This is a genomic window from Streptomyces sp. NBC_01244 (assembly GCF_035987325.1).
GTDB lineage: Bacteria > Actinomycetota > Actinomycetes > Streptomycetales > Streptomycetaceae > Streptomyces.
Genome location: NZ_CP108488.1, coordinates 7559815 through 7580575, shown reverse-complemented (window position 1 = coordinate 7580575; position 20761 = coordinate 7559815). Strand labels below are relative to the sequence as shown.

Below are 20761 nucleotides of genomic sequence, written 5' to 3'. Positions count from 1 at the left end.
GCGACCACACCGGCCCGGCCCGGCTCGACCGGCCCCGCCCGGTCTCCGCGACCGGCGCGATCTTGACAAGTCTTCATGAGCATGACACCAGTGGGTGCTGCACCACTCCACTCCCACTCCCGTCAGCGGCACCCACCCCGAAGGGGGCGATCAGCGCATGCCCATGCCTGAGAACGCGGAACACGACTACGACGTCGTCATCAGCGGAGCCAGTCTCGCCGGCAGTGCCGCGGCGATCCTGCTCGCTCGACGCGGGGTCCGCGTCGCCCTGCTGGAACGCCGCTCGGACCCCGAGGCGTACAAGGTGCTCTGCACCCACTCCATCACCGCCAACGCCCATCCGGTGCTGGACGAACTCGGCCTCGTCCCCGCCCTCAAGGAGGCGGGAGCGCTCAGCAACGCCGCTCGCTGGTACACCCGTTGGGGGTGGATCACACCGAAGGCGGCGGCGGGCGGACCCGAGTTGCCGTACGGGTACAACGTCCGGCGCAGCACCCTCGACCCGTTGATCAGATCCCGTGCGGCCCGGACCCCCGGCGTCGACCTGCTTCTCGGCCACCGCGTGACCGGGCTGCTCCGGGAGGCCGGACGGACCGCCGGGGTCCGCGCGTCGACCCCGCACGGCGAGCGCGAGATCCGGGCCCGCCTGGTCGTCGGCGCCGACGGAAAGGACTCGCCCGTGGCGGAGTTCGCCGGGCTCCGCACCTGGACGTACGAGAACACGCGGTTCGGCTACCTCGCGCACTACCGCGGCCTTCCGCTGCCCGGCGGGGTCGGCCAGACCTGGTTCCTCGAACCCGACATGGCGTACGCGTTCCCGAACGACGACGGGGTGACGGTCATCGCGGTGCTCCCGGAGAAGGAGAAGCTCCCGGCCTTCCGGGAAGACCTGGAGGGCAGCTTCTCCGCGTTCGTCCGCGCCCTGCCCGAGGCGCCGCCCATCGATGCGGCCGAGCGCGTTTCGAAGATCATCGGCACGATCGACTACCCCCTCCTCATGCGCAAGCCGACCGCACCGGGCCTGGCCCTCGTCGGCGACGCGGCCCTCACCGGCGACCCCCTGTGGGGCGTGGGATGCGGGTGGGCCCTGCAGAGCGCGCAGTGGCTGGCCGAGGCGGTCGCCCCGGCCTTGACCGGCCGGGGCAGGCTCGACAGATCGCTCGCACGGTACGCGCGCAGACACCAGTGGCGCCTTCGCGGCCACCAGCGCCTGGCCGTCGACTTCGCCAAGGCCCGTCCGTTCAATCCCGGGGAGCGGCTGGTGTTCTCGGCGGCGGCCCGCGATGAGGCGATGGCGCGGCACATGCACCTGTTCGCTTCCCGCCTGATCGGTCCGGTGCGCTTCCTGAACCCCCTGGCGATGGCCAAGGCCATGGTCGTCAACTTCAGACATCGGGAGGCGCCCGTACCGCCGGACGGCTCACGGGGCGGCACGCGGGACGGCTCACGGGGCGGCCACGGCGCGGAGGACGCCAGGGGGGCCGTCTGACACTGCCCGGCCGGATCAACTCCTGTGGACTCCGCCCCTGTCGCGGGCCGGCAGGAGGACGCGGACCGTCGTCCCCCGCCCGTGCGGGGCGTGGCCGCGACCTCGCCGTGGTGCGTGGCGGCACCTGGCCGCGCGATGAAGCACTGCGGGCCGCCCGGGTCTCTCCCCCGGACGCCTTGCGTTCGGCGTGACGTCTGCGGGTCGGCGGGGGCCCGGTGCCTTCAGCTTGTGATTGCGCAGGTCCGGGATAGGGTGCCGCCGACGGACGTACTCGGGTGGGCGGGGCGGGACATGACACTGCGGGACGGGGATCCGCGCGCGATCGGCGGGTATGTCCTGATCGCCCGGCTGGGTTCCGGCGGGATGGGGACGGTGTACTCGGGGCGGGCCGCTTCGGGTCGGCTCGTCGCGGTGAAGCTGGTGCACCAGCAGTTCGCGGACGACCCGGAGTTCCGGACCCGGTTCCGACAGGAGGTGGCGGCCGCCCGGCGGGTGAGCGGGGCCTTCACCGCCGCGGTGGTGGATGCCGACCCGGACGCGGAGCGGCCCTGGATGGCCACCCAGCTGGTGCCGGGGTGGACCTTGGGCGCGCGGGTGAAGGCGGACGGGCCGCTGCGCGGGAGCGAACTGCGCGTGCTCGCGCTGGGACTGGTGGAGGCGCTGCGCGAGCTGCACACCACCGGGGTGATCCACCGTGACCTGAAGCCGGACAACGTGATGTTGACGGACGACGGGCCGCGGGTCATCGACTTCGGGATCTCGCGGGCGGCCGGGCAGCAGACGCTGACCTCGACCGGGCAGATCCTGGGGACGCCGCCGTACATGTCGCCGGAGCAGTTGTCCGCTCCGGCCCGGGTGCGGGCCTCGTCGGACGTGTTCTCGCTGGGGTCGGTGCTGGTGTTCGCGGCGACCGGGCGGGGGCCCTTCGACGCGGAGTCGCACTACATGACGGCCTACCGCGTGGTGTCGGAGGCGCCGGACATCGCGGGGCTGGCCGATGCGCTACGGGCCGTGGTCGGGGCGTGCCTGGCCAAGGAGGCGGCAGCCCGGCCGGGACCGGACGAGCTGTTGGCCGCGCTGGCACGGATCCCGGCGCCCGACTGGGAGAGCCCGCTCCGCGGGGACGGGGACCCGGATGGGGAGGACCGTAAACCCCTCGGAGCCGGGACCTGGACCGGCTCGCGGGCCGGCGCCGAAGCGGAGCCGAAGGCCGGTGCCGTCGCGCATGCGGACTCAAGGGCAGACGCGGACGGAACCCGGGGCCCTGCGGGCTCGACCGCCGCCTCCCGGGAGGGGGCAGAGGACGTCGAAGGGCTGCTCACCCGGCCGTCGGGGCCACCGACCGGCCCCGCCGGAGACCCGGCGGGCCTGCGGCCCCGGCGGATGTCCGGGCCGCGCAGACGCACCCTGCTCACCGGGCTGCTCGTGGCTTCGCTGCTGGTCGGCGGCGGCTATTTCCTGGGGTTCGCCCCACGGGACGGCGGCACGCGGGACGACGCCAAGGCCCCTGCTCCGTCCACCGGGCCCTCCGTACTCCCCGGCTCCTCCGGCGCCGCCACGCGTACGCCCTCCCGGCCGTCGGTCACCGGGACCCTGGCCCCCTACGTGGCCACCGACGGCGGCAGCCCGGCCGGCAGCCGGGCCTACGCGGACGCGCCCGCCCGGCGCCCCGCCGGATGGCGGGCCTGGGACGGCGCGAAGGACGAGGGGGCCTGCGTGTACGCGGACTCCTCACTGGTGTGTACGCAGCTCCGCCCCGGCAAGGAGCTTCCGGGCGACGGACTCAGCCGGTTCAACGCGGCGACCGGCGAGCTCCTGTGGGGGCAGCTGTTGCAGGACTCCGTGGAAGGGCAGGCTCCGCTCGTGGCCCCCGGCGCGGTCACCGGCACCCACACGGTGATCGTGCCCGGCAGCAAGGCGTTCACCGCGCTGGACCTCGTCGACGGCACGCCCCGCTGGGAGTTCCCCACCAAGGAGAAGCTGAAGCGGGCGGTCCTGGACGCGGCCGGCAGCCGCGTGTTCGCGGTCTCCGCGTCGGGCACGGTCACCGCCCTGGAGACCCGGTACGGGAAGCTCCTGTGGCAGCAGGCGGTGTCCGGGTCCGAGGACGGTTACCCGGCGCTGCGCGTGGACGGGGACCGGGTGTACGTACAAGGACGGACCCAGAAGGCCGACATGGGCTTCCAGACCTTCGTGACCGCCCTCGACGGTGCCACGGGCAAGAAGCTGCCGTTCGGGACTCCCCAGGACGGCACCCGCTTCGCGATGCCGGGGACGTGCGAGACCCGCGGACTGACGCTGGCCAGGGACTTGTACGAGGCGACCGTCTTCCTGTGCAGCAAGGAGAACGGGGCCGGCGTGCTGCGCGGTGAGCCGGCCCAGCGCCGGAGCGCCGACCTGCCGTACGCCGGAACGACCCTGTCCGGGCCCGCCGCGGCCGGGGACAAGGTGTACCTGATGGCGACCGCGGCGGGCGGCGATCCGGGCTTCATGGAGCTCAACCAGGAGTCCGGCGGCGCCGTGTGGCGGATTCCGCTGGCGAAGGAGTGCACCGACCCGGAGCGCCCGGAGGCCGCGAACGCGGTGGTGGTGACCGATGGGCTGGCGTACGTACGCTGCCGGACCTCGGGGATGGTCATCGACCTGGCCTCCCGCAAGCAGACGGGCCGGTTCACCGTCCCGGGCGGCGTCCGCCCCGGGACGGACGGCCCGTCCGGCTTCCTGGTGGTGGGCGGAATCGTCTTCACTCCCACCGCCAAGGGGTGGTCCTCCGTCGAACCCTCCCCGGTCTAGGGCCTGTCGGCACGGGACCTCTCGCCGTCCGAGTAAGGCGGGCCGTCGCGCCGGGATGAGCCCCCGGGCCCCGGTGCCGCATGATGTCCCGCGTGCACAGTGCGGAGGAGTTCGGCGGAGCCGACAGCGGAGCGGGCATACCGGGGACCCGGGCTGCCCCGGGAACCCAGGGCTCCCCGGGAGACATGACGGGCGCCGTGCTGGCGGCGCAGCAGGGGGACGAGGCGGCCTTCCAGGCCCTGTTCCGTGCGGTACAGCCCGTGCTCCTGCGCTACCTGACCGTCCTGGTCGGCGAGGACGCGGAGGACGTGGCTTCCGAGGCCTGGCTCCAGATATCCCGGGATCTGGGCTCGTTCAGCGGGGACTTCGACGGGTTCCGCGGCTGGGTGTCGACGATCGGCCGGAACCGGGCCATGGACCTGCTGCGGCGACGTCGCCGCAGGCCGGCCGTGAGCGTACCGGTCGAGTACTTGCACGACCGGGCGGCCGCGGAGGACACCGAGGGCGCCGCGCTGACCACGATCGGGACCGGTGCGGCACTCGCCCTGATCTCCCTCCTGCCCCGCGATCAGGCGGAGGCCGTGCTGCTGCGGGTGGTCATGGACCTGGACGCGGCCGGCGCCGCGCGGGTGCTGGGGAAACGGGCCGGGGCGGTACGGATGGCATCGCACCGCGGGCTGCGCAAGCTCGCCGAACTCCTCGAACAGCAGGGCGCGGAGACGGCGGAGACCGCGGGCAGCGGGGGCAGACCGGGTGAACCGGGTGGTCAGGGGCGGTCCGAAGAAACTTCCGCCCCAGGAGTGACACCGACGACGGCTCCGACGCTGAAGGGCACGACATGAGCACCCACCGATCCCGCCGGATCGATCGCGCCACGGCCGAGCAGTTGCTCGCCGGTGCCCGGTCGCAGGCCCCGGGCACGCCGGGTGCGTCCGATGTATCCGAGTCGGCGGATTCGCACGGCCCCTCGGACCGTCACGAAGCCCTCGCGGGGCTGCTCGCCGCAGCCGCCGCTCCGGCGGGCAAGAACGAACTGTCCGGCGAGCCGGAAGCCCTCGCCATGTTCCGGACCGCCCGCCTCGCCGCCTCGGCCGTACCCGCATCCGGACCCGCATCCGCTTCCGCTTCCGCTTCCGGACCCGTACCGGCCTCCTCGAGGCGGTCGTTGCCGACCCCGGCGACGCTCCTCGGCGCGAAGGTCGCAGCCGCCGTACTGGCCGCCGCCCTCGGCGGTGTGGCCGTCGCGGCGGGCACGGGCAGCCTGCCGACCATCCTCGGCAGCGCCCCCGAGCACGCCCTCCCGGCCTCCTCCCCCACGCCCAACACCCTGCTCGCGGACGCGCCGCCCCCCGGGGCGTCTCCCGCGCCGTCCCCCGGGGCGTCCGGCCGCTCGTCCGAGGCGTTGCCCGCGGACTTGCCCGCGGACCTGGCCGAGCTGTGCCGGGCCTTCACCCGCGCCCCGGGTCCGCGCCCCGAGGAGGTGCTGGCCGAGCGGCGGTTCACCGCGCTGGTCGCGGCGGCGGGCGGCCGGTCCGGTGTTCGGGACTACTGCGCTCCCGTCCAGGGCGGCGAGCCGGAACCGAGTGCCTCCGCACCGACGCGCAACCCACGGGCCGCCACCCCCAAGCACCCCGGCAAAGCCGATCCGAGCCGGCGTCCCGTCACCCCGGGGCCGAGCGCCGGACAGCACGGTCCCCGCACCCGGCCGCCGGGACCCCCGGCCCGCTGTGGAGGCTGCCGCCCCGGCAGTTCGTCCACCGCCGGTTGATGTACCTGGTGGCCATCCAGTCCGTGTTCACCGCCATCGCCGGATCGCGCCTGCGCCGGCAGCGTACGGAACGCCGGGGAAGCCTCCGGCTCCCCGTCGTCCCGCCTGCGCCCCGCGGCCCCGTCCGCCGGGACGCCGACTGGTCGGGGTGAGCGCGGCCGGTCACCGTTGACGTATGACGGCACCCTCCCGGACCAGTTCCGCGCTCCCCACCCTGACCGGATCCCGGGGCTCGCGCGTGCGACAGCTCGGCCCGAACTGGTACGCGAGCGTGATGGGCACGGCCATCGTGGCCAACGCCGGTGTGGCCCTCCCCTGGCACATCCCGGGGCTCCGTACGGCGTGCACGGTGGTCTGGGCCCTGTCCGCGGTGATGCTGGCGGTGCTCCTCGTCACCCGGACGGTCCATTGGGCCCGCCACGGCGACCAGGCGCGCGCCCATCTGCTCGATCCGACGGTGGCACCGTTCTACGGCTGCCTCTCCATGGCCCTGCTGGCGGTGGGGGCGGGCACGCTGCTGATCGGGAAGGACTGGATCGGACTGGGCGCGGCCGTCGCCGTGGACGCGGTGCTCTACACGGCCGGCACGGCCGTCGGGCTGCTGGTGGCCGCCGCCATCCCCTATCTGATGGCGCTGCGGCACGAGCTGAAGCCGGGCAGCGCCTCACCGGTGTGGATCCTGCCCGTGGTCGCGCCCATGGTCGCCGCCGCGCTCGGACCGCTCCTGCTCCCGCACCTGCCTGCCGGCCAGTGGCAGCAGGCCCTCCTGCTCGGCTGCTACGCGATGTTCGGCATGAGCCTGCTGGCGACGCTGTGCCTGCTGCCGATCGTCTTCGCCCGGCTGCTGGCGGGCCCGCGGCTGCCGCTCGCCCTGACGCCCACGCTCTTCCTGGTGCTCGGCCCGCTGGGGCAGTCCACGACGGCGGCGAACAATTTCGCCGACGCGGCGCCGCAGGTGCTCCCGGCCCCCTACGCCGAGGGCTTCAGGATGCTCGCGGTGCTCTACGGGGTGCCGACGATGGGCTTCGCCCTGCTGTGGTTCGCGCTCGCGGGCGCGGTGGTCCTGCGGGCCCGGCGCCAGGGCATGGGGTTCTCGATGACCTGGTGGGCCCTCACCTTCCCCGTCGGCACCTGTGTCACCGGCGCGGAGGGGCTCGCACGGCACACCGGGCTGACCGCCTGCGCCTGGCTCGCGGGTGGGCTGTACGTGTTCCTCGTGCTGGCCTGGCTCACGGCCGGGATCCAGACGCTGCGCGGACTGTTCGCCGGCACCCTCGCCCCGGCCACGTAGCGGATCCGGGCCTGCGGGATCCGGGCCTGCGGGACTCTGACCCGCGGGATCCGGACATGCCGATGCCCCGTGCCGGGCCAGGTGGCCGGCCGGGGAATCGGCATGTGCGGGGGGAAAATCAGAAGAGGTCGGTGAAGAACTGGTAGCTGGTGGGGTCTCCGGGCATCTGCCAGTGGAATCCCTGCAGGAAGAAGCAGGCCACGAAGTTGCTGACGGCGAAGAGCGCCAGGACGGCCAGGGTGAGGGTGGCGGCGCGGCGAAGGGCGGGCGAGCCGGCCGCGGCATCCAGGGGTGCGGCCTGATCGGCCAGGACGAGGTTGACGCCGGCGGCGAGGGCGGCCAGGAAGAAGGTGATGGCGGCCCAGGTGTACAGGTGCAGGCCCAAGAGCGCGCCGGCGTACCCGGGGTCCCCGGGGGCGATGTGCATCAGCACCTGTGCGCCGGAGACGGTCCCGCCGATGAGGGCCGAGACGATGGCGACGCCCCAGCCGGAGGCGAACTCTCGGGTGGTCACCGGTCCCTTCCGGGAGCGGGCGATGATCATGGCGGGCCCGATGGCGCTCAGCAGCATGAACATCCGCTGCAGGAGGCACATGGGGCAGGGGTACTCCCACAGCCCGAATTGGAAGACGTAGGCGCCGCCTATGGTGGCGCACATGCCGAGGACGTAGGCGTGGGCGAACCAGAGGCCGAGGCGGTGCGAGAGCCCGGCGGGGCGGACGACGGGGGTGGCGGTGGGTTCGGCGGTCGCGGCGGTCGCGGCGGTCGCGGTGGCTTCGGTGGTTTCGGTGATAGGCATTCCTGCTCCTCCTCAGAAGCTCAGGTTGAAGGCGCGGTCGAGGTGGGGGAGGAAGCCGAGGAGCGTGACGCTCAGGGTTCCCGCCCACAGCAGGAGCCGTGTCCTGCCCGGCCCGTCACGGACGACCGCCAGGACGCATACGGAGATCAGGAGGAAGAGGATGGTGTACATGGTGTCCCTGCTTCATCGGAGGCTTACGCGTTCATCCTCCGGCGGGGAGTTCCGGCCCGGTAGTGGCAACGGATCAATGGATCCATAGAGCGGATCTATGACCTTCCGCCGCCTACGCCCCCGCGGGGAGCTGCCTGCGGGCCAGGGCGTACAGGTCCCGGGCCGGCCCGGTCGGACGCCGGCCGGTGGGCCAGACGGCGCGTAGCGAGCGGCCGAGTTCGAGACCGGTGACCGTCGGGGACCGCAGGGTGCCGGCGGCCAGCTCGTCGGCGACGGCGAGCGAGCTGAGCACGGCGGGGCCCCCGCCGCCGGCCACGGCGGTCTTGATGGCGGTGGTGGAGCCCAGTTCCAGCAGGGCGGAGGGCTTCCAGTCGGGCAGGTGGGCCGTGATCGCGCGCTCGAAGGCGGTGCGCGTACCCGATCCCGCCTCCCGCTGGATCAGCGAGGCGGTGGCCAGTTCGTCGAGGGTGATGGCGGTGCGCCGGGCCCAGGGGTGCGCCGGCGCCACCACGACCAGGAGCCGGTCCCTGGCCACCGCGTGGCTCTCCAGCCCCTTCGGCGCGCGGGGGCTCTCGATGAAGCCCAGCTCGGCGCGGCCGTCCAGGACCGCGCGGGCCACGTCGGCGGAGTTGCCCGATTCGAGGGCGACGCTGGTGGCGGGGTGCTGCGCCCGCAGCCCGATGAGCCACTTGGGGACCAGGTACTCGGCGACCGTCTGACTGGCCGCGACCTTCAGGTGGGAGCTGCGCCGTTCGCGCAGGGCGCCGATGCCGGCGTCCAGCTCGTGCGCCGCGTCGATCACGGTCCGGGCCCACTCGGCGATCAGCGCCCCGGCCGGGGTGGGCTTCGAGCCGAGTGAGGAGCGTTCCAGTACGGGCAGGCCGACGAGCTTCTCCAGGTAGCGGATGCGGGAACTGGCCGAGGGCTGGCTGATGCCGTGTGCCTCGGCGGCCCGCCCCAGACTGCCGAGCTCGATGACGCTGAGCAGCAGGTCGAGGGCGGGCAGGTCCGGGACGCGCGGAGAGATGGGCATAGAGCCATTCTATGGATCCCTGGTCGGCCGTCCCGGTGCCGCGCCGCGCGGCACCGGCCGGTGGCGGATCCATGAGCCTGCCGAACGGGTGCTCGGTTTGGTGGGTGCGGGGAATCTCAATACGATCCGGCGATGATCACTAGAAGATGGGTGAGGGCCAGTGCGTGCGGCCTGTTCGTCACCCTCGCTGTCGGGTTGTTCCCGTCAGGTGCCGCCGCCGGTGAGCCGGTGGCCAAGGAAGCGCCCAAGGTCGAGTTGGTGCTGGACGTCAGCGGCTCGATGCGGGCGCGGGACATCGACGGACAGACCCGGATGTCCGCCGCGAAACAGGCGTTCAACGAGGTACTGGACGCCGTACCCGACGAGGTGCAGCTCGGCATACGGACCCTGGGCGCCAACTACCCCGGCCCCGACAAGAACCTCGGCTGCAAGGACACCAAGCAGCTCTATCCGGTGGGCCCCTTGGACCGGACCGAGGCCAAGACGGCGGTGGCCACACTGGCCCCCACCGGGTGGACGCCCATCGGACCGGCGCTGCTGGGGGCCGCCGAGGACCTGAAGGGCGGCGACGCCACCCGGCGGATCGTGCTCATCACCGACGGCGAGGACACCTGCGCCCCGCTCGACCCCTGCGAAGTGGCCCGGGACATCGCGGCCCAGGGGATCCACCTGGTCATCGACACGCTCGGGCTGGTTCCCGACGTCAAGACCCGCGACCAGCTGATCTGTATCGCCGAGGCCACGGGCGGCACGTACACCTCCGTGCAGCACACGGCGGAACTGTCGGGCAGGGTCAAGCAGTTGGTGGGCCGGGCGGCCACACCGGTGGTCAATCCGGTGGCCACCGAGGGCGCCAAGCAGTGCGCGGGCGCGCCGGAGTTGAAGCCCGGGCTCTACAGCGACCGCGAGAGCTTCGGGGAGCACCGCTGGTACCGGGTTTCCGTGGCCCCGGGCCGGGAACTGCGGGCCTCGGTCAGCATCGGGTCCGACCGCGCCGTGAACAACGACTACGGCGTGCTGCTGCGCGCCACGACGCAGAGCGGCCGGGAGATCGTACGCGGCCAGGAGGCCGGTGACGGGCGGACCGACCTGATCTCGTCCGGGCTGCGCTATCCCAAGGCCGGCAGCGACGACGACGAGGAGCCGGCCGAGACCGTGTGCCTCCAGGTCAGCAACTCCTTCTCGGCGCCCGCCTCGGTGAAAACCACCCCGGGCATGCCGGTCGAGCTGACCATCGACGTGGTGGACGGACCGGACGCGGCCTCCGACGTGGCCTCCTTCGGCCTCGGGCGCGGCTGGTGGCTGCTCGGCGCACTGGCGCTCACCGGCCTCCTCGCCGGACTGGTGTGGGGCTGGGTCTCCCGCTGGCGTATCGCGGTCTGGAGGACCAACTGATGAGTGCCCTGAGACATGACCGAAGCGTGCGACGCGCGCTGACCGCCGCCCTGCTCGTGGGCGGCGGCCTGCTCGGGGTGGCGGCCTCGCCGTCGCCGAGCCCGAGCGGCGCCGGGAAGGGTCCGACCGAGGCCGGAACGGCCTTCCGTACCGCCACCCCGCTCCAGTTGGGGCAGGAGGCCACGGCCGACGCCTCCACGGGCGATTACCTCTACTGGGTGCTCCCCCTGGACTCGGGCCAGCGCGCCACCCTGCGGGCCTCGGTCACCCTGCCCGCCGCCACGGGCCGGCACTCCGCCTCCACGTGGCAGCTCGACGTGTACGACGGCCTGCGCCGCCGCCAGCCCTGCATGTACGGCACGCAGACCGGTACGGCCGCCAAGGACGCCGCTACCGTCGACCTGTCGTGCACCCTGCGCCCGGTCCGCTCGGGCGCCGACCAGTGGGCCAACGACCCGCTGCCGGGGGCCTATTACGTCCGGCTCACGGTCACCGACCTCGCGCAGGAGGACCTCGGCCAGCCGGTACGGGCACGCCTGCGGGCCGAGGCCGAGGACATGGGCGGCGCCTACGCCGCCGACAACACCCTGGCCGTGCCGATCGTCCCCGGCGCCGGCACGGCGTCCGGTGTCGCACCGGCCGACGGCTGGTCGGGCACCTGGTGGTCGGACCGCTGGCTCTGGACGGCGGCCGGCGGCCTGCTCGCCGCCCTCGCGGGCATCGGCGGCTACCGCCTGACCCGCGGCGCGGGCCGACCGGGACGGGTGCCGCCCACCGCCTGATCCCGCCCGGGTGCGGGGCCCACGGGCCCCGCACCCGGAAATCCGCGCAGCATCCACACGCCGGAGCCGTTGCCTCCCCCGGAATCCGCCGAGATGATGCGCCACACACGCACATGCGGGGGGCGGCACATGGACGACATGGACAGCGGTGAAGCACGGGGCGATCAGTACGACGACGAGTCGGAGGACTACGTCGCCTACTGGCAGGGGCGCGACTACGAACACGCGGCGGAGATAGCCGCGGTCAAACGACTGATCGGCGGCCGCCGTTACGGACTCGTCTGCGAAGTGGGCGGCGGGTTCGGGCGGTTGAGCCCGCTCCTCAAGGAGTACGCGGACCGGGTCATGATGTTCGACCCGAGCGCCAAGCACGTGGCCATCGCCGGCCGGCTGCTCGCCGACCGGCCCGGGATCACGGCGCACCACATGCGCCCCGGCCACCTTCCGCTGGACGACGGCTCGGCCGATCTCCTCTCCATGATCCGCGTCATGCACCACCTGCCCGACCCCGGCCCCACGCTGCGCGAGATGGCGCGCGTGCTGAAGCCCGGCGGACGCGCCCTGATCGAGGTGGCCAACTCCGCGCACATGCTGAACAAGCTGCGCTACGCGAAGCGGCTGCGCGGTGTCCCGCGCGGGCCCGTGGACATCCGCTCCGCCGAGAAGGTGGCGGAGGGCAGCATCCCCTTCGTCAACCACCATCCCGACACCGTCGTACGGCAGTTCGCGGACGCCGGGCTGCGGGTCGAGGACAAGCTGTCCGTGTCCAACATGCGCAGCGGCCGGCTGAAGCGGAGCCTGGGCGAGGACCGCCTGCTGGCGGTCGAGCAGCGCGTCCAGAGCCCGCTGGCCGCCCTCAACTTCGGGCCCAGCCTCTTCTTCCTGCTCCGGCGGAGCGGATAGCGCTCAGCGGCTCAGGCCTCTGTGCCTCCATCAGCCGCGCCGCCCAGGGTGAACGTCGCGGCGCCCGACGGCGGCAGGAGGGTCCGCCACGCCTCGGGCAGCCCCGTGCGATCGGCGAAGGTCGTGTTCATGAACTCCCCGTGGTCCGCGAAGTCGGCCGCGTCGAAGGTCACCCGGTCCGCGAAGAACGTGCCTTTGAAGAAGGTCGGTCCGGCGAAGGTGGCGTGGTCGAAGGAGGCCCGGCCCTCGAAGCGGACCTGGTCGAACACCGCGCCGGAGCCCCATACGGTGGACGCGAAGGTGGCGGGCCCCAGGAAGGTGGTCCGCCTCCAGTCGCTGTGGCCGTGGAAGACCGTGTGCGCGAGGTCGGCGGCACCGCCCACCCGCATCCGGCCCAGCCGCGCCCTGTCCCACACCTCGGCCCCGGTCATGTCCAGGTCTTGGACGAACACGGCCTCCGCGAATCCGGCGTTGCCGTTGAAGTCCGCCCTGACGAAACGCGCTTCACGGTCGAACACGGCAGCGTCGAAGGTCGCGCCGCGCCGGAAGTCGGTCCGGCCGAAGGAGGCACTTCCCCTGAAGTGAGCCGCTTCGAACGCCGCTTGCCCCTCGAAGACGGACCGATCGAAGGAGACCCGTCCCCCGAACTCGCCCCCGGGCGTGGCCCAGTCACCGGTGAAACGCGCCCGGTCGAAGAGGGCCTGGCCCGTCCTCACCTGCCGCACCCCGGGCTCGCGCAGCGCGAGCAGCAGCTGGTCGAGCAGGTCGTCGCTGAAGGTGGTGCCCCGCAAGTCCACCTCCGAGCCCGGCCGCAGCGCGTGGAGGTACTCGGCCCGTTCCACCGCCGACACGTGGGTGAGGCAGCGCAGGCGGCCGGGCAGTCGGATACCGATGCAGCCGCCCGGATCCGCCTGCGTGCCGCCGTACCCGCAGCGCGGCCAGCCGACGCCCGGGTCCTCGGTCCTCAGCTCGGCATCGATCAGCGCCCGGCCCACCTCGGCGGGCGAGTCGGTCCAGATCCACCCGCGCGGATGCCGCTCCGCGAGTGGCATCGGCTCGATCGCGAGGGATTCCAGCCCGCCGACACCGAGCAGCGATTCGCCCTTCACGATGACGAGCGTTCCCGGCTCTCCGGAACGGAGCCGCACGCCGAGGTGTTCCATGCGGCGGACCAACACGTGAGCCTCGTGCGCCGCCGGGCCCTGCATGTCGGGCGTGAACAGCCCTCTGGCCAGGGCCACCACCAGGGAGATCTCCCATTCGCCGGAACCTGCGCGCAGCCGCTCCAGTTCCCCGGGGAGCGCGGCCAGCATCACGCCGGACCTTCCGAGAGCACCCGGATCCTCGATGGGGACGAACAGAACCCCGTCTCCATTGGAGCGCACCCGGCCGCCCTCGTCGGGCTCCCCCTGCGCCCGCAGGAGGATGCCGCTCACCACCTCCTCCACCGACCGGTGGATCGGCCCCAGGTGCACATGGATGCGAACTGCCAGGCAGACACCCGAGCGTTCGCTCCCTGAGGCCCGGTGCGCCGCCACGACCTCGCGGAATCCGGGCTGTTCCATCAGCGCCTGCCCCGTCAGGAACACCATCCGGTCGGGCAACACGCTGTGCACGATGCCCGCCAGCAGGCCGTCGCGGGAGACCGGGGAGCCCGCGTAGTGGGTCCAGACCTCCGGTTCGGCGGAGAGCCGGACGAGCTCCCCGTTGCGCTCCCCCTCGTACGGGAGGACTTCGCCGGTCAGCGCCACCGCCTCGCCCTGGTCGGTCGCGCCGTCCACGACCAGGTGCTCCCCGGGGGCCGCGAACCCCTCCGCCCAGGCCGGCTCCGTCCAGTCCGCCGGGTCCACGAGGTCCATGTCGGACACCAGCAGGAGCACTTGGGGCGCCGCCCCGTCTCCCCAGGTCTGATAGCAGAGGAACTCCTGTTCCCCGACCCGGACCCAGGCGGTGGCGCTCGTCCGCTGGGTTTGAGCCGCCTCGCCGATCGTCAGCACCAGTCGGGGCGACAACAGCACGCCCACCGCCTGCTCCCGATGCGGCTCGAAGCGGACCCTCACCACCCGGTCGGCCAGACCTGACACCGGCCCGGCGGCCAGGGCGAACGGCAGTGCCTCCGGGGCCAGTTCGCGGCGCCCACCGCCCCGGGGTCCGCGTCGGATCGCCGTGAAGTCCCGGCCGGTGCCGCGCGTGTGGGACATGTACTCCCACACGCGCCGCCGCACCAACTCCCGCACGGCGGCCACGTCCCCGCGCAGCTGCGACCCGAGCAGGGCTTCCCGTACGCCCGGCAGGAACTCGAACTGGGCGGTGTCGGCGTCCTGTTCACCATCCCAAGGGGCGAGCAGCCCGCCCAGGGCGACTTCCGCGAGGTGTCCGTGCTCGGAGTCCCGCAGCAGGGAGCGGCGTACGAGGGTCATCACGGGCAGGGTGAGGGGTACGGCGGCCAGGTGGTCGGCGAGGCGCTGGGCCGTCGGCGAGGCGCTCGCACGGAAGCGCTCCACCGCCTCCAGGGGGTCCGGGAAGAACTTCGGGGCCCCGGGTGTCCCGTACGGGCCCCCGCGCGCGGGTTCCGCGTCGAGGCGCAGGCACGCGAGCCGCCGCCAGCGGCCGTCGCCCGACACCACCCGCACCAGCCGGGCCAGGCTTCCGGAGGCGATGCCGACGACCGGGATCACCGCCCCGCCGCCGCGGGCCCGCCGGGCGATCGGGACGCGCTGCCAGGAGCGGGTGGCCGCCGCGGGCCGGTCCGCGCGCACGGCGAAGGGGACCGGCTGGACCGCCCCGCGCGTCCAGAGCCGCTCGGGCAGGACGTTCAGTACGGCCACGGCGTTGTGCGCCGACCACTGCCGGAGCACACCGCGCAGGGGGGCTTCGCGCCAGCCGCCGGCGACCGTGTCGGAGAGCACCAGGATCAGCCGCCGGCCCGCCGGGTCGACGAGCTCCAGGGGGTTGCGGGGCGGGCTGTCGCGATGGTGCGCGACCATGGGGGCGCCGCCGGGGCCGGTCCCCGTGAGCCGCCAGGTCCGTACGTCGCGAAAGACCCCGCTGCGGGTGAGGACTCCGCGCACCTCCTCCACCAGGTCGGACCAGAGCAGCATCGAGTGGTGGGAGTCGACGACCAGGGCCACGTCCAGCCAGCGGCTCTCGGCGGGGCGCAGGACCGGGGTGAGCACCATCCGCTCGATGCTGCGCTCGACGGTGAGCTGTTCGTCCAGCTCCTCCCCCGGGCCGCCGATGCTGCGGCGGCCGATCGGCCGCAGGGCGCGCATCAGGGCGAGCGGGTCGTCGAGGGTGGCGGCGCGCGGCAGCCGCACCGCGGTGCCCCGGCGCGCGGCCGGCGCGGGCGACGCGGGCGCGCCGCCCGGGGTGCCTCCGGCGGCCCGGCCGGCGGCGGGCTCCGCGGGGCCGTCGGGGGCGGGGGGTGCGAGTGGGGGTGCGGGTGCGGCCGCGGGGAAGTACTGGACGCCCGGTTCGACGGCGCCGCCGCGCGCCTTGGCGGGTAACTCCGTGCCATCGGGGGCTGGTTGTGGGCCGCCCGCCGGGGGTGACCCGGGGGGATCCGGGCGGGGGCCGGCCGCGTCGACCCTGGTCGCGAGCCACAGGATGTCGGCGATCTCCTCCGCTCCGACTCCGGGGCGGGGGCTGTTGTCCTCGGCGCCTTCGGCCAGGGCGGCGAGGAGTTTCTCGATCACGCGGAGGGTCCGGTGAGGTGGTGCATGACGGTGGCGAGGAAGCGTTCGCGGTCGCCGGGGGCGGACCAGGCGCCGGCCAGCCGGAGCTGGATGGCGTTGAGGAGCTGGTCGGTGGCGAGGTCGCCGTCCTCGGCGCGTTCCAGGAAGCTCCGGACGAGATCGCGGTACTCGTCGCTGTTCTCGATGTCGACGCCGAGCCGGCCGCGCACGATGCGGGCGAGTTTGTCGGGTCCCGGCGGGTCCAGGTGGAGCCGGACGCAGCGGCGCAGGAAGGCGGGCGGGAAATCGCGTTCGCCGTTGCTGGTGAGGACGACGATGGGGAAGTACCGGCACTGGACGCGGCCTTGGGAGATCCGGACGACCTCCTCGGTGTCGTCGTCGGTGCCGATGGCGACGGTGGGGGCCTCCTTGACGAGGCGGGCGAGCTCGGGGATGACGAAGCCGCCGTCCTCGAAGGCGGTCAGAAGGTCTCCGGGGAGGTCGATGTCGCTCTTGTCGATCTCGTCCACGAGCAGGACGCGGGGGCGGTCCTGGGGCAGGAGAGCCGTGCCGAGGGGGCCGAGACGCAGGTAGCGGGCGATGGACGGTCCGCCGTCGGCCGGGGCGGGAACGTGCCCGTCGGCCGGGGCGGGACCGTGCCCGTGGGCCGCGGGCGGCTCTGCGCCGGGCGTGCGCAGCTGCTCAAGCCCGGCCTCCTGGAGCCGGCCGATCGCGTCGTACAGGTACAGGCCGTCGCGCAGGACGGTGCGGCTGGTGACCGGCCAGTGCAGTACGGGTCCCAGGCCGAGGTCGGCGGCGATGCTGGAGGCGAGCGTGGACTTGCCGACACCCGGCTTGCCGGTGATCAGCAGCGGCCGGCGCAGGTGCAGGGCCGTGTTGACCACGTCCTTCTCCAGCTCGTCGGGTACGTATCCCTCGCCGCGCCGCCAGGTGCGCTCCCAGGCCGGTCCCTCGCAGCCGGGGGGCGTGTACCCCGGGTCGGGGACGCCCTTGAAGTCGCGCCAGGGCGGTGGCGGTCCGGCCTCGAGCCTGGCCCGGCGCTCGGCGGCCTCGCCGGTCCCTTGGTACAGCCACCAGTCCTTCACCACAGCCTCTGCCTCCATCGTCGGTGTCGCGGGCCGTCGCCGCGAGCGGTCATCGGGATCGGTGCGGATGCGAAGTCGGGAGCGGGATCGGGTTCAAGCCAGGGACCGCAGGGTGAGGGTGTCGTCGGGATCGTCCCACAGGAGGACCAACCGGTCTCCCCCCGGCGGCTGTCGGCGATCGCCTCCGGGGGCGCCCGCGCCCGCGACGGCGGCCGCCCGGCGCACCGCGCGCACGCGGGCGGGCAGTGCGAGCACGTCGAGTGCGCCGGGGTCGGGCGGCCGCCCGTCCTCGCCGGCCGGCACCAGCAGGGCGAGCAGGTCGTCCGCGGGCCCGCCCGGAGCGGGGCCGCGGTGCCACAGGGCCACCGGGACACCGCCCTCCAGGACCGCCTCCACCACCGCCGCCGTCCGCGCCCCGGCCCGGGTGTGCGCCAGTACGCACGCGGGCGCCGGCCCCGCGCCCAGTTCCATGCCGAGCCCGTCGGCCGCGTCCGCGTCGGCCACCACGCGGACCGCCTCCGGGTGCCGGCCGCCCTGGGCCCACAGCCAGCGCCATTTGCCGCGCCATTCGGCGCCGCTGTACTCGCGCTCCTGCGGGCAGCGCACCACCACCTGGTAGAGCACCCCCAGGGGCCGGGTCCGCCTGCCCGGGCCGCGCGGTACCGGCCACTGGTCGAAGTCCAGGTCCAGCAGCTCGTACGGCACGTGGAACTCGATCCGCTCCACCGCGCCGGACGGCCGCCCGGCCTCCGCGTCGACTCCCAACGCCCTGTTCGCCGCGATGAGTTGCCCTACGAGTACGTCCCGTACCGCGTCCAGCCGGACCGGCTCCCCCTCCGATTCCCAGATGTGCTCGGTCGCCTCCCGCCGCAGCCACATCCGGGCGAGGAACCCGTCCTCCCCGCCCGGCGGCGTCTCCAGCCGCACGTGCAGGGCCGTCCTGCGCGGCGGCGGGGGCGGGGGCGGCAGCGCGGGCAGGCCCAGGCGATCGCGGGTGGCCCGTACCCAGTCGCGCAGCCGGGCCGCCCACGGCTCGTCTCCCGCCGCGCCCTGTTCTCCGAGGAACCGCACGAAGGGCACCGGCAGCGGCATCCCGCCCGGCCCGCCGTGGCGTTCGTCGAGGTCCTGGACCACCTCCAGCAGGGTGTCGCCGGGCAGTCCGCCCCGGGCGGGGGCCGCGCAGCCGGCCGCCTTGAACGCCCACAGGTACGCCTCGTAGGCACAGCGGGGCAGGTCGCGGTCCTCGAAGAGCTCGCCGAGTCCGTCCCAGGCGGCCTGGTCGAGGCGGCCGGCGCGCGGCGGCGGCATTCCGGGGAGATCGTCCTCGAGGAAGGAGCAGGCGTCCCAGTCGCGGTCCACGACGAACTGCGGGAGCTGCCAGCCTTCGCCGCGTTCGCGCAGGCCGAGGAAGGTGCGGTGGATGGAGCGGGCGGTGTCGGCGAGCCCGGAGACGGCCTCGCGCACCGGGCGTTCGCCGAGTTCGGCGAGGAGTTCCTCGGTGAAGCGGCCCGCGCCGCGCTCGGCGTCGTTCTTCGCGGCCTCGCCCTCGCGGGAGGCGTACAGCCGGAACTGGCGCCGTCCCGGGACGGTGGCGCCGCCGCCGTAGTCGCTGGTGCCGAAGTTCCACCGGGCGTCGCGGGGTGCGTCGACCCGGCAGGCGTCCACCAGGGCGGCCTGGTACCGGAAGAGCTCGCGCTTGACGAGGTTGGTGCGCCACCAGCGCAGTGCGGAGTCGAGGTTGAGGTGGCGGATCTGGCCGGGCCTGGCGTCCGCGGAAGGCAACATCAGTTCCCCGCGGCGCGGTTCCGTGTAGCCGTGCCCGGCCCAGAAGATCACGAGCAGATCTCCTTCGCACGCGGGGAGTTCGTCGAACAGCACCGTTTTCACGTTCGCCTCCGTCGCCGGGCGGTGCGTGGTGCGCAAGGCCCGCAGGGCGGCGGAGGCCGACCAGTCGAGCGAGTCCGGGTCGTCGAGCGGGGACAGCAACAGCCGTACGTGGTCCGGCGGCACCTCTCCCGGTCCGGTGAGCCAGCGGGCGAACCGCAGGGCGTCGCGGGCCGGACCGCGCAGGTTCCAGTGGCGGCTGACGTCGTAGCTCTCGACCCCGGCGACGAGCGCGAAGGTGCGCGGCCCCAGGTCGGCGGGCAGCAGGTCGAGGGGATTCACCCGATCTCCGCTTCGGCCACCGCCTGTTCGATGCGTGCGTAGAGGGCGTCCTGTTTCCAGTAGGCGCTGTGGCAGGCCGGGAAGGGCTGGCGGCTGCCGATCTCCTGGTCGCTGACGCGCGGGTCGCCGGGGAAGACGGGCTCGGCGAGGTAGGAGAGCACGTCCTGGCGGTCGTAGACGTTGAGCCAGCGCGGGAAGGCGTACGGGAGCCTGGTGCCCGGCACGATCCCGGCCAGCGCGCCGAGTTCGTGGAGGAAGGGTGCCTGCGAGCCGACGGTGACGAGCAGTTCGACTCCCGGCACCGGCTCGCCGCGGGCGGCCGCCAGGGCGAGGAGGTCCACCAGGGCGATGCCGCCGAGGCTGTGGCCGATGAGTACGGTCGGCCCCGGCTCGGCGGTGATCCGCTCGTGCAGGAACGCGCGGAGGTCGGCGCCCCGGGCCTGGTAGCGCAGGATGTCGCCGAGGGCGGGGGTGGCCCCGACGGTGAGGGAGCCGCGCCAGGCGTTGAGCAGCGGCTGGGTGGTGACGCGCAGGGCGAGCCGGCCGAGGACGGCGGCGGCCCGGGCGCCGGGGACCCGGGCGTCGCCGCCGAGGCGGGTGGTGATCAGCTCGACGAGGCGGTCGCGTTCGGCTCCGGTGCAGTCGGCCTCGGCTCCGGCCGAGGCGAGGGCGGCGGCGGTCACCGCGCGGGCCAGGGCCTTGGCCAGCTCCCGGGCCTGCGGCTGGCCGGTGGCCCGGGCTCCGGCGCGGGCGGCCTCGGCGGAACGGGAGACGGTCTTCAGGGCGGCGGGGAATCCGGCGGCGAGGCCGGTGCCGAGCAGTAACGCGGCCTGTTCGCCGCCGTCGGGGACCCCGGAGACTTCGGCGAGCAGGTCCAGTACGTGCTCGCCCGCGGACTGGACGCCGGGCATGGCGAAGCCGTCGTCATCGGGCGCGCCGTCGGGGTGGCCGTCGGGGTGGCCGTCGGCTCCGGTGTCCCAGCCCGCTTCCGCCAGTACCCGCAGCTCGCAGAGCGGGTCGGCGATCAGCAGCCCCCACTCGGCGATCTCCTCGTCGTCCGGGCCGGGGCCCGCGCCGGGCGCGCTCAGTCCGGGCACGGAACGGCCCTGGGCGCTCAGGGCGGCCCCGTACCGCTCCCCCCAGAAGCAGGAGTCGACGGCCGCCCCGGGGAACCGGGCGGACAGCCGGTCCCGGACCAGGGCGAAGAGCAGGTCGTGCCGCTCGCGCCGCACCCCCGTGCCGTGCACAAACAGAAATCGCATCGCGGCTCCGCCCCCTCGCACAGTCGTCCCCGCTCGGCACGATAGCGCCGCGCGGCGAACGGGGCCCTCGGAACGTCGAGTTCGGGGGCCAGGGCGGACGCCCTGCCACACCGGGCGTCCGCCCTGGCC

15 protein-coding genes are annotated in these 20761 nt (G+C 74.0%); 8 read left to right on the top strand and 7 right to left on the bottom strand.

Annotated elements, in window-relative coordinates:
- Positions 1–157 precede the first annotated feature (157 nt).
- The 5 genes from OG247_RS33810 to OG247_RS33790 all read left to right on the top strand — a co-directional run bounded on the left by OG247_RS33810 (position 158) and on the right by OG247_RS33790 (position 7341).
- Complete coding sequence (locus OG247_RS33810) at positions 158–1489, top strand: NAD(P)/FAD-dependent oxidoreductase (protein ID WP_327255755.1); 1332 nt, start codon at positions 158–160, stop codon at positions 1487–1489.
- A 291-nt stretch (positions 1490–1780) separates the two neighbouring features.
- Positions 1781–4282 (top strand): protein kinase domain-containing protein, encoded by a 2502-nt coding sequence (locus OG247_RS33805; protein WP_327255754.1) that lies wholly within the window; start codon positions 1781–1783, stop codon positions 4280–4282.
- An 83-nt stretch (positions 4283–4365) separates the two neighbouring features.
- Positions 4366–5124, top strand: coding sequence for an RNA polymerase sigma factor (locus tag OG247_RS33800; protein ID WP_327257733.1), 759 nt, complete (start codon positions 4366–4368; stop codon positions 5122–5124).
- Positions 5121–6050 (top strand): hypothetical protein, encoded by a 930-nt coding sequence (locus OG247_RS33795; protein WP_327255753.1) that lies wholly within the window; start codon positions 5121–5123, stop codon positions 6048–6050. The genes OG247_RS33800 and OG247_RS33795 overlap by 4 nt, the downstream gene beginning before the upstream one ends.
- A gap of 175 nt (positions 6051–6225) precedes the next feature.
- Positions 6226–7341 carry a TDT family transporter gene (locus OG247_RS33790; RefSeq protein ID WP_327255752.1) on the top strand — a complete coding sequence of 372 codons (1116 nt, stop codon included), beginning with the start codon at positions 6226–6228 and terminating at the stop codon, positions 7339–7341.
- Positions 7342–7459: 118 nt separating this feature from the next.
- On the opposite strand, the gene OG247_RS33785 is transcribed toward OG247_RS33790, so the two are convergent.
- From OG247_RS33785 to OG247_RS33775, 3 genes are all read right to left on the bottom strand, one after another.
- Positions 7460–8140 (bottom strand): disulfide bond formation protein B, encoded by a 681-nt coding sequence (locus OG247_RS33785; RefSeq protein WP_327255751.1) that lies wholly within the window; start codon positions 8138–8140, stop codon positions 7460–7462.
- A gap of 12 nt (positions 8141–8152) precedes the next feature.
- Positions 8153–8311: a hypothetical protein gene (locus OG247_RS33780; RefSeq protein WP_327255750.1), complete on the bottom strand. Its 159-nt coding sequence runs from the start codon at positions 8309–8311 to the stop codon at positions 8153–8155.
- A gap of 112 nt (positions 8312–8423) precedes the next feature.
- On the bottom strand, positions 8424–9344 hold the full coding sequence (locus tag OG247_RS33775; protein ID WP_327255749.1) for a LysR family transcriptional regulator: 921 nt from the start codon (positions 9342–9344) through the stop codon (positions 8424–8426).
- A 132-nt stretch (positions 9345–9476) separates the two neighbouring features.
- On the opposite strand from OG247_RS33775, the gene OG247_RS33770 reads away from it, so the two are divergent.
- The 3 genes from OG247_RS33770 (at position 9477) to OG247_RS33760 (ending at position 12424) form a co-directional block, all read left to right on the top strand.
- On the top strand, positions 9477–10739 hold the full coding sequence (locus OG247_RS33770; protein ID WP_327255748.1) for a VWA domain-containing protein: 1263 nt from the start codon (positions 9477–9479) through the stop codon (positions 10737–10739).
- Positions 10739–11521, top strand: a complete 783-nt coding sequence (locus OG247_RS33765; protein WP_327255747.1) for a hypothetical protein — start codon at positions 10739–10741, stop codon at positions 11519–11521. Before OG247_RS33770 ends, OG247_RS33765 begins: the two co-directional genes overlap by 1 nt.
- Before the next feature lie 129 nt (positions 11522–11650).
- Entirely contained in the window at positions 11651–12424 is a 774-nt protein-coding gene (locus OG247_RS33760) for a methyltransferase domain-containing protein (RefSeq protein WP_327255746.1), read from the top strand.
- Positions 12425–12435: 11 nt separating this feature from the next.
- On the opposite strand, the gene OG247_RS33755 is transcribed toward OG247_RS33760, so the two are convergent.
- From OG247_RS33755 to OG247_RS33740, 4 genes are all read right to left on the bottom strand, one after another.
- A complete protein-coding gene (locus OG247_RS33755; protein WP_327255745.1) occupies positions 12436–16119 on the bottom strand; it encodes a pentapeptide repeat-containing protein in 3684 nt (1227 codons plus the stop codon).
- Positions 16116–17204 carry an AAA family ATPase gene (locus OG247_RS33750; protein ID WP_442813678.1) on the bottom strand — a complete coding sequence of 363 codons (1089 nt, stop codon included), beginning with the start codon at positions 17202–17204 and terminating at the stop codon, positions 16116–16118. The genes OG247_RS33755 and OG247_RS33750 overlap by 4 nt, the downstream gene beginning before the upstream one ends.
- Before the next feature lie 93 nt (positions 17205–17297).
- The gene (locus OG247_RS33745) at positions 17298–19370 is read right to left on the bottom strand and encodes a VMAP-C domain-containing protein (RefSeq protein WP_327255743.1); all 2073 of its coding nucleotides are present in this window, start codon (positions 19368–19370) and stop codon (positions 17298–17300) included.
- Positions 19367–20632, bottom strand: coding sequence for a hypothetical protein (locus OG247_RS33740; RefSeq protein ID WP_327255742.1), 1266 nt, complete (start codon positions 20630–20632; stop codon positions 19367–19369). The genes OG247_RS33745 and OG247_RS33740 overlap by 4 nt, the downstream gene beginning before the upstream one ends.
- Positions 20633–20761: the final 129 nt, after the last annotated feature.

What these genes read in the sequence shown, in the direction of transcription:
- OG247_RS33810 (WP_327255755.1), top strand. Translation starts at nt 158, where the DNA reads ATGCCCATGCCTGAGAACGCGGAACACGACTACGACGTCGTCATCAGC.
- OG247_RS33805 (WP_327255754.1), top strand. Translation starts at nt 1,781, where the DNA reads ATGACACTGCGGGACGGGGATCCGCGCGCGATCGGCGGGTATGTCCTG.
- OG247_RS33800 (WP_327257733.1), top strand. Translation starts at nt 4,366, where the DNA reads ATGTCCCGCGTGCACAGTGCGGAGGAGTTCGGCGGAGCCGACAGCGGA.
- OG247_RS33795 (WP_327255753.1), top strand. Translation starts at nt 5,121, where the DNA reads ATGAGCACCCACCGATCCCGCCGGATCGATCGCGCCACGGCCGAGCAG.
- OG247_RS33790 (WP_327255752.1), top strand. Translation starts at nt 6,226, where the DNA reads ATGACGGCACCCTCCCGGACCAGTTCCGCGCTCCCCACCCTGACCGGA.
- OG247_RS33785 (WP_327255751.1), bottom strand. Translation starts at nt 8,140, where the DNA reads ATGCCTATCACCGAAACCACCGAAGCCACCGCGACCGCCGCGACCGCC.
- OG247_RS33780 (WP_327255750.1), bottom strand. Translation starts at nt 8,311, where the DNA reads ATGTACACCATCCTCTTCCTCCTGATCTCCGTATGCGTCCTGGCGGTC.
- OG247_RS33775 (WP_327255749.1), bottom strand. Translation starts at nt 9,344, where the DNA reads ATGCCCATCTCTCCGCGCGTCCCGGACCTGCCCGCCCTCGACCTGCTG.
- OG247_RS33770 (WP_327255748.1), top strand. Translation starts at nt 9,477, where the DNA reads ATGATCACTAGAAGATGGGTGAGGGCCAGTGCGTGCGGCCTGTTCGTC.
- OG247_RS33765 (WP_327255747.1), top strand. Translation starts at nt 10,739, where the DNA reads ATGAGTGCCCTGAGACATGACCGAAGCGTGCGACGCGCGCTGACCGCC.
- OG247_RS33760 (WP_327255746.1), top strand. Translation starts at nt 11,651, where the DNA reads ATGGACGACATGGACAGCGGTGAAGCACGGGGCGATCAGTACGACGAC.
- OG247_RS33740 (WP_327255742.1), bottom strand. Translation starts at nt 20,632, where the DNA reads ATGCGATTTCTGTTTGTGCACGGCACGGGGGTGCGGCGCGAGCGGCAC.